This is a genomic window from Corynebacterium sp. HMSC034E11 (assembly GCF_001835905.1).
Taxonomy (GTDB): domain Bacteria; phylum Actinomycetota; class Actinomycetes; order Mycobacteriales; family Mycobacteriaceae; genus Corynebacterium; species Corynebacterium coyleae.
Map to the genome: position 1 here is coordinate 1 of NZ_KV826394.1, position 14021 is coordinate 14021.

Genomic DNA, 14021 nt, shown 5'->3' on the forward strand with positions numbered 1-14021 from the left:
GGATTGCCCCTACCAACTACACGGAAACGGCAGCCGGCTACGTCGTCGCCTCACCAGCAACCGCAGAAGTGCTGCGCGAGGTACGCAGCGTCCTCGGCATGCCAGTTTCTTCGGTCACCCAGCGTGCCATCGCATACTTGCTTAACGACGGCGTCGCTCGCCGCTCATCTCGCGCCGTGCATCGTGGGCTGGCACAGCGACGCAAAGTACTCAACGAGCGACTGGTTCCGTTAATCAACGGTGCCGAACTCGCGCCCGGCGATGGCGCAGACCTCACGGTGCGTTTTGACACACGAAACGAACGGGATGAGTTTGAACAACGCCTGCTCGAGGCAGGCGTCGAGTCCGGCCATGAATCTGCATTGTGGACAAATGGTGGCGACGGGCTGTTGCTGAGCTTTGCTCACTTGAGCGCGTCTGACTTCGACCATGCCGTTGAGATCGTCGTCCAAACTGTCGGACGCATATGATGAAAGTCATGACTTACTCAGAGTCTCGCAAGGGGGCCGACTTTGTCTCGAGCACGGAATACGAGTCAATGAACGAGACCTCTTTTCTACTTCAATCACCCGCGAATGCCCGCGTACTCAAAGAGCGAATCGACCGATTAGAAAAAGGGTTATCGGTGCAGAATGCACTCATCGAGGAAAATGAATAACTACTACCCGATAACTTCTGCAGCGACGACGCGCTTGCCGTGACGGCCAGTAATACGCGCCCACTCGTCTGGGTTCGCGGTGTTCGGCATGTCTTCACTTTCGTCTTGCTCGTCGCGTACTGCTTCGCGCAGGTGATCAGCGGTGACACCCGCGGTAGATACACCTGAGAGGTGGTCCTTGATCGCAAGCTTCTTCGCGCGATCCACCACGTTGGCAATCAAAGCGCCAGAGACGAAGTCGGAGTAGTGCAGTACCTCGGCGGTGCCGTCGACAAGTTCGAGTCGCACGAAGGGGCGCGGGGCGAACAGAGCGGCAGCGGCTGCGTCGATAAGTTCTTTGCGAGGAGCCGCGAGTGGGATCTCGTCAGTGAGGTAGCGCGCGAGGATGTCCTTCGACTCCTCCTTGTTCGGTCGCGACACGCGGACCTTGATGTCGAGGCGACCCGGGCGCAGGATTGCGGGGTCGATGAGTTCCTCGCGGTTGGTCGCGCCGATGACGATGACGTTCGCGATGTCCTCCACGCCGTCGATCTCAGTCAGCAACTGCGGCACCACGGTGGTTTCCATATCTGAGGAGACACCGGAACCGCGGGTGCGGAAGATCGATTCCATCTCGTCGAAGAAGACGATGACGGGGTTGCCCTCGGAGGCGAGTTCGCGGGCGCGCTCGAAGATCAGGCGGATGCGCCGCTCGGTTTCGCCGACGAACTTGTTCAGCAGCTCGGGGCCTTTGACGTTGATGAAGTGCGCCTGTCCTCCGTCGCCAATGCGCTGCGACAACGAGTTCGCTACCGCCTTTGCAATGAGCGTCTTACCGCAACCCGGAGGACCATAGAGCAGCAGGCCCTTCGGCGGGGTGAGGTCGTACGCGGCGTAGAGCTCGGGGTGTGAAAACGGCAGCTCGACGGAGTCTTGGATCGTCTCAATCTGAGACGACAGCCCGCCGATGTCTTCATAGGTCACATCCGGGATCTCTTCGAGCGAGAGTTGGTTGACTTCGGTCTTCTCAATGCGCTCAAACGCGTAACCGGCGGACGAATTCACCAGCACCGTATCGCCTGCACGCGTGGTCTTGAGTAGCGGTTCGGCGAGCATGACCAGCGACTCCGCGCCTTGCTGGTCGGCGACCACGGCGCGATCTGTGCCGATGCGTTCCACCATCGTGGCAATCTGGCCTGTTGGGGTAAACCCGCAGGCTTCCACCACAACGGTCCCCTCACCGAGGCGCACAAGCGTGCCTGGTACAAGGGCTTGCGGCTCGACCAAGGGCGAGATTTTCAGACGCATCCGCCGACCGGACGTGTGCACCTCCGCTTCCCCATCGCGAGTACCCGGGGCAAGGTAGATGCCGTAGGTAGACGCGGGTTCGCCGAGTTCCTCGACCTTGACGTAGAGGTCATTGAGCTTGTCGCGGCTGGACTTCAGCAACTCCGCAAGCCGCTTGTTGCGCGCCCCCAAATCCTGGTTCTCGCGCTTGAGGTTGCGCAATTCGGGCCCGAAAGCATCGTCTTCAATGTGTCCAACCATGGATCCGAGCCTACCTATCGCCGATAGGACGCAAGTGCTTATCGACGAGCCTTACGCTGCGGACGCGGCGGCGTCACACCATCGGCGAGCCTGCGGGTCCAGACAAGAAACGCCGTGTGTGCGTTCATGCGGTGCTCCGGGCGGGTAGCCAGGCCGTCGACCTTCCACTCACGCAGCAGGGTCTCCCAGGCGCGTGGCTCAGTGAAGCACTTCGCCTCGCGGATAGCCTCCATAATGTTCATCAGCTGTGGCACGGTGGCCACGTACGTCATGAACACACCACCTGGGATGAGCACGTTCTTCACGGTGTCGATGAAGTGCCAGGGCTCGACCATGTCCAAGATGACGCGGTCCACCTGGCCGTCGAGGTCTTCCGGGGTGACCTCGCCGAAGTCGCCGAGGCGAGGCGTCCACCACTCCGGTTCGCCGCCGAAGTATTCAGCGACGTTGTCTTTGGCAAACGCCAGGTGGTCGTCGCGAATCTCGTAGGAGTACACGTGCCCCTCGGGGCCGACCGCGCGCAGCAGCGACATGGTCAACGCGCCGGAGCCGGCACCCGCCTCCAGCACGCGTGCGCCCATGAAGATGTCACCCTCAACGAGGATCTGGGCCGCATCCTTCGGGTAGATCACCGCAGCGCCGCGCGGCATGGACAGGACGTGATCCACCAGGAGGTGGCGGAAGCAGAGGTAGTCCGAGCCCAGCGTGGACTTGACCACCGTGCCCTCGTCGGCACCGATGATGTCGTCGTGACTGACGATGCCCTTGTGGGAGTGGAACTGGCCACCCTCCTTGAGCTCGATGGTGAAGTGGCGGCGCTTCGCGTCAGTGAGCTGCACCTTGTCGCCTGGCTGGAACGGTCCCGAATACATGCCGGTAAGTATGCCCTACTGTGCGCCGGTGTAAAAAGCCGACAGTGCGCGCACGAAGTAATCCATGTCGTCCACTCCGCACAGCTCGCGCGCGGAGTGCATGGACAAAAGCGGCACACCCACATCGACCGTCGGAAGGCCTAGACGTGTCGAGGAGATCGGGCCAATCGTCGACCCGCACGGCACAGTGTTATTGCCCACAAAGGTTTGGTGCGGCACGCCGGCAGCGCGGCACGCCAGGATCCACTCGGCTTCCGTCGCTGCATTGGATGCGTAGCGCTGGTTGGCGTTGATCTTCAGCACCGGGCCCTTGTTGATCAACGGATGGTGCGTCGGATCGTGCTTGCCCGGATAGTTCGGGTGCACCGCGTGCGCCGCGTCGGCGGAAACCTGGATGGAGTTCGCGATGATTTCAGACGGATCGCCGAATGCCGCCGCAACCTTGGTCAGGACGCGCTCTAGCATCGGGCCACCGGCTCCGGCGGTGGATGCAGAGCCCACCTCCTCGTGGTTAAACGCCGCAAGCACCAGGATGTCCTGGGCATTGTCCTTGGCTGCGAGCATCGCCTCGAGCGACGCCCACACACTGGTCAGGTTATCCAGGCGACCAGCGGCCAGAAGATCACCGATGACCTCGCCCCGCTGTGCGTCCGCGGTGATAAGTTCGTGCGCCACGATGTCGTCTGCAGCAAGGCCCGCCGACTCCGCCGCTAGCTCGAGCAGCGGACGGTCCACACCCAGGATCGGCTGGGTGTGGACCTGGCGGTCGATCTCCGGCATGTCACCCCGGTAGAGGTGGATAGCCAGGTTGGGAACGCGCGCAACCGCACCCGTGTTCACGAGGTGTTCCTTACGGTCGGTGGTCACCACTCGACCGGCGAAGGTGAGGTCGCGATCGAACCAGCTCGCCAGGATCGGCCCGCCGTAGACCTCGGTGGCAACCTGGCGGAACCCTTCGCGCACGACATCCGGATCGGGCTTGGCCATCAGCCCAGGCGAGTCCGTGTGCGAGCCGACAACACGGAACCGCGGGGTGTGGTTTTCCGGGACCCACCACGCAATGACGGCGCCATCGCTGATGATGAGGTGGCCGCCGGGGCGGGTGGCGTCGTCGTCAAGCAATGCCCGGCGAGTAAACCCTGCTGCCTCGAGGCTCGTGGCAACGTTTTCCGCCGCGTGATAGGCGGATGGACTCTGGCTGATGAAATCGATGAACGGCTGTGTCATACCCCCACTCTAAGATGTTGGGCACCATGACTCCCAGCAATACGCCACGACCACTCGCCCTGTCCCCCTCCCGCGCGTCCGATTACAAGCGCTGCCCGCTGCAATACCGTTTCCGCGCGATCGACCGCTTGCCGGAACCATCCACGGAAGCGCAGGTGAAAGGCACCCTGGTGCACGCCGTCCTGGAGGAGATGTTTTCCTGGCCCAGGGAGGAGCGCACCTACCCCGCCGCCGTGAAGCGGCTCAAGCCGACGTGGGAGCAGATGCGTATCGACGACCCCACCTGCGCCGTACCCGTCGAAGACGACTACCAGATGCTCGTGGATGCCCGCACGCTCCTACGTGGCTACTTCACCATGGAAAACCCGCTCGGCTTCGACGCGCACGCACAAGAAATGCCGGTTGATTTCACGTTGCCCAACGGGGTTCCCGTGCGCGGGTTCATCGACCGGGTGGACATCGCGCAGACCGGCGAGGTGCGTGTTGTCGACTACAAGACCGGCAAGAAGCCACTGCCCCGCTACTCCCAGGACGCGCAGTTCCAGATGCGGTTTTATGCGCTGGTGTACTGGCGGCTCTTCGGCGTTGTGCCGACCCAGCTGAAACTGATGTACCTGAAGGTGATGGACTCAATGATCCTCACCCCTTCACGCGAGGAGCTGGAGTACTTCGAGCGCGACCTCGCGGAGTTGTGGTGGAAGATCGAAGCCGACGGCAAAGCCGGCTCGTTCCGTCCACAGCAGTCAAAGCTTTGCGGGTGGTGCGCCTTCCAATCACTGTGTCCAGTGTTTGGCGGCACACCACCCGAGTATCCCGGTTGGCCTGGCTCCCGCGCAGAGGAGGAGCCGGGACCGGAAACGGACTAGAACAGTCCGCTGACCACGCCGTTCTCGTCGACGTCGATGTTGTTGGCTGCCGGCTTCTTCGGCAGGCCAGGCATGGTCATCACATCACCGGTCAGCGCGAGGACGAAGCCTGCGCCGGTGCGCGGGATGAGGTTGCGTACGTGCAGGGTGTGGCCCTCTGGCGCACCGAGCTCCGTCGGGTCGTCGGAGAAGGAGTACTGCGTCTTGGACACGCAGACCGGCAGGTTGTCAAAGCCGTTGTCCTTGAGCGTCTTCAGGTCCTTCAGAGCTGCAGCGGAGTACTGCACCTCGCCTGCGCGGTAGATCTCCTTGGCGATGGTTTCGATGGACTTCTCCACGCCCTCAGCCGGGTCGTACAGCGGGTGCGATTCGCCCTCGGTGAGGTTCGCCAGCAGGGTTTCAGCGAGCTCGGTGGCGCCGGCGCCGCCTTCGGCCCACACGTTGGCGTCGGCAAGCGCGATGCCCTTGGACTCTGCCCAGTTACGCAGGAAATCGAGCTCGGCTTCGGTGTCGGTGACAAAGCGGTTGAGCGCAACCACCGGGGTGACACCGAACTTGCGCACGTTTTCCACGTGACGCTCCAGGTTCACGATGCCCTCTGCAAGCGCATCGACGTTCTCGGCCTTGAGGTCGTCCTTGGCAATGCCAGCGTGGTGCTTGATCGAGCGGATCGTGGCGACGATCACCGCACCTGCGACATCCAGATCACCGTAGCGGGCCTTGATATCGAAGAACTTCTCCGCACCGAGGTCAGAGCCGAAGCCAGCCTCGGTGAGCACAATGTCGGCGTAGTCCAGTGCCGTGCGGGTTGCGATGAGCGTGTTGCAGCCGTGTGCGATGTTGGCAAACGGACCGCCGTGGATAAACGCAGGGGTGCCGCCGAGCGTCTGCACCAGGTTCGGGTTCACGGCGTCCTTGAGCAGAGCGGCCATCGCGCCCTGTGCGCCGATCTCGCCGGCGGTGACCGGCTTGCCGTCGTACGTCAGACCGATGGTGATCGCCGCGAGGCGACGCTTCAGATCCTCCAGGTCCGTGGCCAGGCCCAGGATCGCCATGATCTCAGACGCAGCCGTGATGGTGAAGCCGGTCTCCGCCGGAACGCCCGAGGTCGGGCCTCCGAGGCCGGTAATGACGTTGCGCAGCACGCGGTCGTTCACGTCCACGCAACGCTGCCAGGTCACGCGACGCGGGTCGATGTTGAGCTCGTTGCCCTGATGGATGTGGTTGTCGATCAGCGCAGCCAGGGTGTTGTTGGCGCTGGTGATGGCGTGGAAGTCACCGGTGAAGTGCAGGTTGATCTGCTCCATCGGAACGACCTGGGAGTAGCCGCCACCTGCTGCACCGCCCTTGACGCCCATGACCGGGCCGAGCGAAGGCTCGCGAAGCGCCACCATCGCCTTGTGGCCAAGCTTTGCCAATGCATCGGTCAAACCGATCAGCATGGTGGACTTGCCCTCACCAGCCGGGGTTGGGGACACACCGGTCACCAGGACGAGCTTGCCCGGCTTGCCCTTCGGGGTTTTGTTGATGTCCACCTTGGCCATGTACTTGCCGTACGGGATGAGCGCATCCTCATCCACGCCGGCCCGGGCGGCAATGTCGGTGATGGGTTCGAGTTCGTGTGCTTGAGCGATTTCGACGTCAGTCAACGGTTGTGCAGTCATGCATCTCACACTACCGCTGCACCGATGAGGTATCCCAGGATTACGCTGACTAAAATGCAGACCACTCCGGGGACGAGGAATGGGTGGTCAAACACGTACTTGCCAATGCGTGTCGAGCCCGTGTCGTCCATCTCCACTGCCGCGAGCAGCGTTGGGTATGTGGGCAGGACGAATAGTGCGGAGACCGCCGGGAATGCTGCAAGTGCGGTGAGTGGGCTTACCCCGATCGCCAATGCGGCGGGGATGAGCGCTTTCGCCGTAGCGGCTTGTGAATACAACAGTGATGCGGCGACGAAGAGCACAACCGCGAGCAGCCAGGGTTTTGACGTCAGCACGTTACCGGCGATGTTTTGGATGTCGTCGATGTAGTAGTTTATATACGTCGTACCCAGCCACGCCACGCCGAGAACGCAGACACATGCGGACATGCCAGATCGAAAGACTTGGGTGTTCAGAATCTCCGCGGCAGCAGTGCGGGTGCTCATAATGATGACGACCGCGGCGCTGAGCATGATGGCCATGATTGCCTCGTTACGTGGCACTGTTGGCTCCGCAATCAGGCCAATCTGATCCGAAATCAGCGTTGCATAGACCATCACAATGACGATCGCAGCCAGAAAGATAGCGACCGAACGCTTCGCACCTGGTGCGGGAACGTAATCATCGTGACCTTGATGCGTTGCGACGAGCCCAGCGGCCTTGCGTTTGCGGTACACGGGGTCGTCGTCAAGCTCACTGCCCATGTGATTGGCAACCCACGCCGTCGGGAAAATTGCCAGGAACGTCGCAGGAAGCATCACCGCAAGAATCTGGAGATACCCCACCCCAAGTGGTTCCAGCGCTGACGCCATGAACACAACTGCTGCAGAGATTGGTGAAGCGACGATCGCCATCTGCGAAGCGATCACGGCCGCTGACAGCGGGCGCGAAGGACGAACGTTTCCTTCCTTAGCTACCTCTGTAATAACCGGCATCGTGGAAAATGCCGTATGCCCCGTTCCCGCGAAGACTGTCATCAACCACGTCACCACCGGGGCGTACACAGTGATGCGCTTAGGGTTCCTGCGTAAGAGTCGCTCCGCAAGATCCACGAGATACTGCATGCCACCCGCGAGCTGCATTGCAGAGATGGCTGCGATAACGCACATGATGATGCCGATGACATCAAACGGAATTGCATCTGCGGTGACCGGCATACCGGTTGCGCCGAGAAGCAGCACCCCCAATCCCCCGGCGAAACCGATCGCGATCGAGCCAATGCGTGCACCCAACACGATTGCCCCAAAAAGAATGAGGGTGTGCAAGGCAACCAACATGGTGTGCGCTCCTTCATTACGGGCTAGTAAGAACTTCCGCCATTATCCCGTATTGATCACACCAAAAGGAAACGGGGCAGGTGTGAGATTGGCTACCACCCTGCCCCGGTTCACCGCTGACGCGGAAGGAAATGCGGTTTTAAAACCTAATTAGCGTCGTCCTCATCAACGTAGAGCTTGCCGCGGAATTCCGGGTGCATGAGGTTTTCCTTGCTCAGCAACCGCTTCAAATCCTCTTCCTCAATAAGGCCCTTCTCCAGCACTAGGTCATAGACGCTCTTACCGGTGGAAGCAGCCTCACGGCCAATGATGTCGCCGTTATGGTGACCAATCACCGGGTTGAGATAGGTGACGATGCCGATCGAGTTAGTCACGTAAGCCTCGCACACGTCCTTGTTCGCAGTGATGCCCACAACGCACTTCTCGCGCAGCGTACGTGCCGCATTGGCCAGCAGACGGATCGACTCAAACAAGGACTGAGCAATGACCGGCTCCATGACGTTGAGCTGGAGCTGACCTGCCTCAGCAGCCATGGAGACCGTCACGTCGTTGCCGAAGACCTTGAAGCACACCTGGTTAACAACCTCCGGGATAACCGGGTTGACCTTGGCCGGCATGATCGAGGAACCAGCCTGGCGCTCCGGAATGTTGATCTCGTTCAGACCAGCGCGAGGACCGGACGACAGCAGACGCAGGTCGTTACACATCTTGGAGAGCTTCATTGCCGCACGCTTGATAGCGCCGTGCATCATGACGTAGTCGCCGGTATCCGAAGTGGCTTCGATCAGATCCGGAGAGGCCTGGATGTCCAGGCCGGTGACCTCGCGAAGTGCCGTGACAACCTGATCTTTGTAGCCGTTCGGAGTGTTAATTCCCGTACCGATTGCGGTTGCGCCAAGGTTGACTTCCAGCAGGGACGTCGCAGCGTTGCTGATGGTGCGCTGCTCTTCATTGAGGTTTGCGCCAAACGCAGTGAATTCCTGACCCAGCGTCATCGGAACCGCGTCCTGCAACTGAGTACGACCCATTTTGATGATGTCGGAAAACTCGTCGCCTTTCGCGCGCAGTGCCTTCTGCAGCTCGTCGAGCTCCTCAAGCAAGCCCTGCACCGCGTAGTACACACCGAGACGCAGACCAGTCGGGTACGCATCGTTGGTGGACTGGGACATATTCACATCATCGTTCGGATTGATGATGTCGTAGGAGCCCTTCTCAGCACCAACGTATTCCAGTGCGAGGTTAGCCACCACCTCGTTCGTGTTCATGTTTGCCGAGGTACCCGCGCCACCCTGGAACAGGTCGATCGGGAACTGATCCATGCAGCGTCCCTCTTCCAGAATCTGGTCGCAGGCCCACGCAATTGCTTCGGCTTTCTCGCGCGGCAACACATGCAGGCGACGGTTCGCAATAGCGGTAGCCTTCTTCACTTGGGCCATGCCACGGATGAACTCCGGCAAATCGTTCAGGGTGCTGGCCGACAACTTGAAGTTGTCTACTGCTCGCTGCGTATGCACTCCGTAGTACACATCAGCGGGGACTTCAGCCTTGCCAAGCAGGTCTTCTTCAATACGAGTGCTCATGGCACACCACTATACGTAGCAAAGCGAAGCCTCTCGACGATTGTGCGCGTGACACCTACGCCCCGCAGGCTGCAGCAAACCAGCGGTAAACGTCGTCGGCACTGGCCCCCACAAACAGGTGGGGATCAAACCGATACACACCGGCAGGTACATGATCCGCGAGCCCCAACACTGCACATCCCGCTGCAGCCGCAGCTGACATGCCACTGAACGAGTCCTCGACCACGAGACAGTCTTGCGGAGCGGCGCCGACGCGCCGGGCTGCTTCGAGGTACATGTCGGGGGCAGGTTTCGGGTGGATCACTTCGTCGCCAGTAATGGTGCCGGTGAAGAACGCACGCCCAATCGCATCAATGCACGGATCTGCCAGGACGCGTTCTGTATTCGTCGTCACGAACATAGGCCTGTGGTCTTCCTTCAGCGACTGCAGCACTTCAAGAATCCCTGGGTTGCATTCGATACCTGCAGAAAACAGTTCAGCCATTCGACCGAACATCCAATCTTTATATCGCTGTTCGTCGCCGTCAGTCAGTGTGTGCTCCGCCCACTGCGCCACAATGCGAAGCGTGTTCGGGAAACTCCCGCCAATGGTGCGCTCGCGAACCTCTGGGGTCAGCGGCCGACCAAGCAACTCCCCTAACTCGTAGGTCGCCTGTCCCCAGAGCGGCTCTGTGTCTATCAGCGTGCCGTCCATATCCCAGAAGACAGCCGCCGGACGCTGCCTACTCAAATTCCGGCAGCGCTTCTAGCGCCTCATCGGTCGCGCCCGCCGCGGTGCACACCCGAATCACGAGCGTCTCAATATCTGCTTTTTCTTCTGGCTCAAGCACCGCGTCCGCATGACGGACATTGAACGCCTCCAAGCGCTCGTAGAACGGGCCAACTAGCCCCACCAGTTGCTGGTCCTCTGGCTGGGAACCGAGTGCGTCGACCTCGTCGAGGTACTGCTCAAGCATTTTCCGCAACTCGGGCAACACGGACGGGTCGAATGGCTCGTCCCACAACTCCTTGTCTTCCTCAGAAAGGTAGGAGCCTGAGGCGAACATCGTCAGGTCATCGATAAACTCGTCGACCTCAGGCTGGAACTGGGCACGAATCGTGTGTGCTGCTGCGCTCATGACCACCATTGTGCTGGATGAGGCCTAGAGATGCACACCAAGCAGTCCATCAAGTGCTGTTGCAATCACACCGTCGTAGTCGCCCCGTGCTTCATCGACCACACGAAGAGCTGTGGGCGTGTCAAGGTCGTCTGCCAGCGCAGCGCGCAACTTATCGACGACACCGAGCGCCTCGTCTTCAGACACCTCGTTCGCCAGGGCCTCACGCCACCGGTCGAGTCGCTCCTCAGCGGTGTGAAGAATCGCGTCGGAGAAATCACGGTCTTCCCGGTAGTGCTGGGAAAACACCGCCAGCCGGATCGCGGAAGCCTCGTGGCCTTGCTCGGTGAGCTTGTGAACAAAGACGAGGTTACCTAGTGACTTCGACATCTTCACACCATCAAGTGCGATCATGCCCGCGTGCACATAGTGGCCGGCCATCCGGTCCACGTGCAGCGCGGCCTCTGCGTGCGCGGCCGAGAACTCGTGGTGTGGAAACGCAAGGTCCGAACCACCACCTTGGATCGCGAAACTTGCTCCTAAGCGGTTCGTCGCAATCGCGGAGCACTCTACGTGCCATCCCGGACGACCTAGGCCGAACGGCGAGTCCCAGGCTGGCTCGCCCTCACGGTGACCACGCCAGATCAGCGCGTCAAGCTTGTCGCGCTTGCCTTCACGCTCCGGGTCGCCACCGCGTTCAGCGAAGTACTCCTCCATCGTTGCTCGGTCGAGGTTCGACTCGTAGCCAAACTGCTCGGTTGCATCGATCGAGGCATACACATCGCCCTGGTCGAGTGTGTAGGCCACGCCTTCGTCGAGAAGCTTCTGCACCATCTCGATGACCTCATCGACAGACTCCATCGCGCCGATGTAATCGCGCGGCGGGATGACGGAGAGAATCTCCATGTCACTGCGGAACAGATCGATCTGGTTTGAGCCGAGTTCGCGCCAATCCACACCGTCACGCTCGGCTCGCTCGAACAGAGGGTCATCAACATCGGTGATGTTCTGTACATAGTGCACCTTGTGACCGTTAGCGATCAGCTGACGCTGCACAAGGTCGAATGTGAGATAGGTGGCAGCGTGTCCCAGGTGGGTCGAGTCGTATGGAGTGATACCGCAGACATACAACCCCACTTCGCCCTTCGCATCCGGCGTGGTATCCACAGGTTTCACCTGCTGATCAGCGGTGTCGTAGAGCTTCAGCGGCACCGAAGTGCCGGCAACGTTAGGAACAATTGGGTTCGGCCAAGCTTGCATGCGCCCAACCCTACACAGGCTGCATGACACCAGTGCCAAGCAGAATCATCACAATGACACCGAGTGGGATGCGGTAGGCAGCGAACCAGGCAAACGAGTGGTTAGAAACGAACTTCAGCAACCACGCAATGGAGATGTAACCGACGATAAAGCCAATTCCGGAGCCGACAAGCAGCTGCATTCCGGAAGCCGCCTGGCCCGCTTGCGGGTCGAACGCATCGGGCAAGGAGAACAGACCAGACGCGAGTACCGCAGGGATAGCCAGAAGGAAGCTAAACCGGGTAGCCACCTCGCGGTCGAGGTTGAGGAACAAACCACCCGAGATCGTTCCGCCGGAGCGCGACACACCAGGAATCAGCGCTAGGCACTGCCACAGGCCCATGAGAACGGCGTCCTTCATAGTCAGCTCCTCAAACCCACGAGACTTCTTGCCGCGGCGTTCCGCAAGAATGAACACCAGAGAGAACAAAATGAGCACGGTCGCGGTGATCCACAAGTTGCGGAAGTTTTCGCGAATCAGGTCCTTCAGCAACACACCTGCCAACCCGACTGGGATCGTGCCGGCGATGACCATCCAGCCCATGCGGTAATCAAACCCTCGCTTGGCCTTGTCGAACAGTCCAGCGAACCACGCGGTGAGAATCCGCCAAATGTCCTTGGCAAAGTACACAAGTACGGCAAGCTCGGTACCGAGCTGGATCACAGCGGTAAAACTTGCGCCAGCGTCCTCCCCCCAAAACAACTCTGAGACGATACGGAGGTGACCCGACGAGGACACCGGGAGAAACTCCGTCAAGCCCTGCACGATGGAGAGGACGATCACCTGTAGCCACGACATCATGGCTGCACACCCTACTCCGCACCGCGCTTGATCACTGAACGCAGCAGGCTGATTGCTAGGCTTACGTGCGTGATTGTTCGACGTACTGCTTCCCGTTTTACTGCCGCACTCTGCCTTAGCGCGGCGTTACCGCTCGCGCTGGCAGCATGCGGCGCCACCCCGAACGCAAAAATCGAGGAGGCGGGTGGCGACGCCGCAGCCAACATGGGCAGCGCCGAACCCGCCCAGTCCCCTGCGAGCAACAACCCGGCTGGGCGTGTAGTGCAGTTTGAGGCTGTGCGCGACCTCGACACGACAAACGGTGTTGTCGGGGTGCGCACAGAAAACGCTCTACTGATTGGGTCGATCGACGACATTGCCAACGGCAAGGCTGAAGAGCATCCACTCGACGCGTCGTGCGGGGATGTATCTGCCAGCGATGGGTCGTTCGCAGTGGCGTGTGATGGGGCTGTCAACGTCTTCGGCCAAGTCGCGCAAACTATTAGCACCGACCTTCCGGTGACTTCGGCGACTGTTGTTTCCAGCGGTGAAGTGCTCGCTGCAAGCGATACGGAGCGCAAAGTGTGGGTGTTTAAGGACGGGGAACTGTCGGACACGATCGATGTTGCCCGCGAGACCGACCAGCTGCAGGCGGTTGCTCTTGACGGCCAAGATGACGCGGTAGTTCGCATCAGCAGCTTCGACACCACCATCCAGGACATCGACTGGCAGGGCTCCCGCCAGGGCGGCACGCTGCGTGTTGGCCTCGGCGTGGGCAAGGTTGCCGCAGGCGAGCACGGGCTTGTGCTCGCTGCCGACTCCACCGGGAACCAGATCCACGTCTACACCACCGACGACATCATTCGTCTCCAGCAGAGCGCACCTGTGCCGGAAGGCCCGTGGGACGTCACGTGGGATTCGTCGCAACGCCTTGCATGGGTAAGTTCCTTGGCTGAAAACACCGCAACCGGATACGACATCTCCCAGGGTGTGCCGATCGAAAAGAAGAGTTTCGCCACTGTCGCGAACGCTCAGAGCATCATTTCGCTTGACGACGGCACCGTCGTCCTCGCATCCGCCACCGGCGATGGCATCCAAATCGTCGCACCCGACGAGCAGATTAACTAGGAGACC

At 60.6% G+C, this 14021-nt stretch carries 13 protein-coding genes and 1 pseudogene; 4 read left to right on the forward strand and 10 right to left on the reverse strand.

The window, feature by feature from the left end:
* Together HMPREF2690_RS12145 and HMPREF2690_RS03980 are read left to right on the forward strand one after the other, a co-directional pair.
* A pseudogene (locus tag HMPREF2690_RS12145) lies at window positions 1-470 on the forward strand (PLP-dependent aminotransferase family protein); the annotation flags it as partial.
* A gap of 8 nt (window positions 471-478) precedes the next feature.
* The gene (locus HMPREF2690_RS03980; protein WP_210384752.1) at window positions 479-658 is read left to right on the forward strand and encodes a type II toxin-antitoxin system Phd/YefM family antitoxin; all 180 of its coding nucleotides are present in this window, start codon (window positions 479-481) and stop codon (window positions 656-658) included.
* A gap of 3 nt (window positions 659-661) precedes the next feature.
* On the opposite strand, the gene arc is transcribed toward HMPREF2690_RS03980, so the two are convergent.
* From arc to HMPREF2690_RS03995, 3 genes are read right to left on the reverse strand one after another with little or no spacing between them, the layout of a single operon-like run.
* Window positions 662-2185, reverse strand: coding sequence for a proteasome ATPase (gene arc, locus HMPREF2690_RS03985; protein ID WP_070615064.1), 1524 nt, complete (start codon window positions 2183-2185; stop codon window positions 662-664).
* 38 nt (window positions 2186-2223) lie between these two features.
* On the reverse strand, window positions 2224-3057 hold the full coding sequence (locus HMPREF2690_RS03990) for a tRNA (adenine-N1)-methyltransferase (protein ID WP_070423170.1): 834 nt from the start codon (window positions 3055-3057) through the stop codon (window positions 2224-2226).
* A 15-nt stretch (window positions 3058-3072) separates the two neighbouring features.
* Window positions 3073-4284, reverse strand: coding sequence for a M18 family aminopeptidase (locus tag HMPREF2690_RS03995; protein ID WP_070820246.1), 1212 nt, complete (start codon window positions 4282-4284; stop codon window positions 3073-3075).
* 26 nt (window positions 4285-4310) lie between these two features.
* Between HMPREF2690_RS03995 and HMPREF2690_RS04000 the strand changes: the two genes are divergently transcribed.
* Complete coding sequence (locus tag HMPREF2690_RS04000; RefSeq protein ID WP_070820408.1) at window positions 4311-5150, forward strand: RecB family exonuclease; 840 nt, start codon at window positions 4311-4313, stop codon at window positions 5148-5150.
* Here HMPREF2690_RS04000 and HMPREF2690_RS04005 read toward each other — a convergent pair.
* The 7 genes from HMPREF2690_RS04005 to HMPREF2690_RS04035 form a co-directional block, all read right to left on the reverse strand.
* Entirely contained in the window at window positions 5147-6814 is a 1668-nt protein-coding gene (locus HMPREF2690_RS04005) for a formate--tetrahydrofolate ligase (RefSeq protein WP_070820247.1), read from the reverse strand. The genes HMPREF2690_RS04000 and HMPREF2690_RS04005 overlap by 4 nt on opposite strands.
* A gap of 5 nt (window positions 6815-6819) precedes the next feature.
* Complete coding sequence (locus tag HMPREF2690_RS04010; protein WP_070820248.1) at window positions 6820-8130, reverse strand: anaerobic C4-dicarboxylate transporter; 1311 nt, start codon at window positions 8128-8130, stop codon at window positions 6820-6822.
* Between the two features lie 146 nt (window positions 8131-8276).
* Window positions 8277-9710 (reverse strand): aspartate ammonia-lyase, encoded by a 1434-nt coding sequence (gene aspA / locus HMPREF2690_RS04015; RefSeq protein WP_070820249.1) that lies wholly within the window; start codon window positions 9708-9710, stop codon window positions 8277-8279.
* A 55-nt stretch (window positions 9711-9765) separates the two neighbouring features.
* Window positions 9766-10440, reverse strand: a complete 675-nt coding sequence (locus HMPREF2690_RS04020) for an HAD family hydrolase (RefSeq protein ID WP_256380947.1) — start codon at window positions 10438-10440, stop codon at window positions 9766-9768.
* Window positions 10433-10828 carry a hypothetical protein gene (locus tag HMPREF2690_RS04025; RefSeq protein WP_070451478.1) on the reverse strand — a complete coding sequence of 132 codons (396 nt, stop codon included), beginning with the start codon at window positions 10826-10828 and terminating at the stop codon, window positions 10433-10435. Before HMPREF2690_RS04025 ends, HMPREF2690_RS04020 begins: the two co-directional genes overlap by 8 nt.
* 24 nt (window positions 10829-10852) lie before the next feature.
* Window positions 10853-12067: a cysteine--1-D-myo-inosityl 2-amino-2-deoxy-alpha-D-glucopyranoside ligase gene (gene mshC / locus HMPREF2690_RS04030; RefSeq protein ID WP_070820251.1), complete on the reverse strand. Its 1215-nt coding sequence runs from the start codon at window positions 12065-12067 to the stop codon at window positions 10853-10855.
* 10 nt (window positions 12068-12077) lie between these two features.
* On the reverse strand, window positions 12078-12905 hold the full coding sequence (locus HMPREF2690_RS04035) for an undecaprenyl-diphosphate phosphatase (RefSeq protein WP_070423249.1): 828 nt from the start codon (window positions 12903-12905) through the stop codon (window positions 12078-12080).
* A 72-nt stretch (window positions 12906-12977) separates the two neighbouring features.
* Here HMPREF2690_RS04035 and HMPREF2690_RS04040 point away from each other — a divergent pair, with 72 nt between their 5' ends.
* Window positions 12978-14015 (forward strand): WD40 repeat domain-containing protein, encoded by a 1038-nt coding sequence (locus HMPREF2690_RS04040; protein WP_070820252.1) that lies wholly within the window; start codon window positions 12978-12980, stop codon window positions 14013-14015.
* The last annotated feature ends 6 nt before the right edge of the window (window positions 14016-14021 follow it).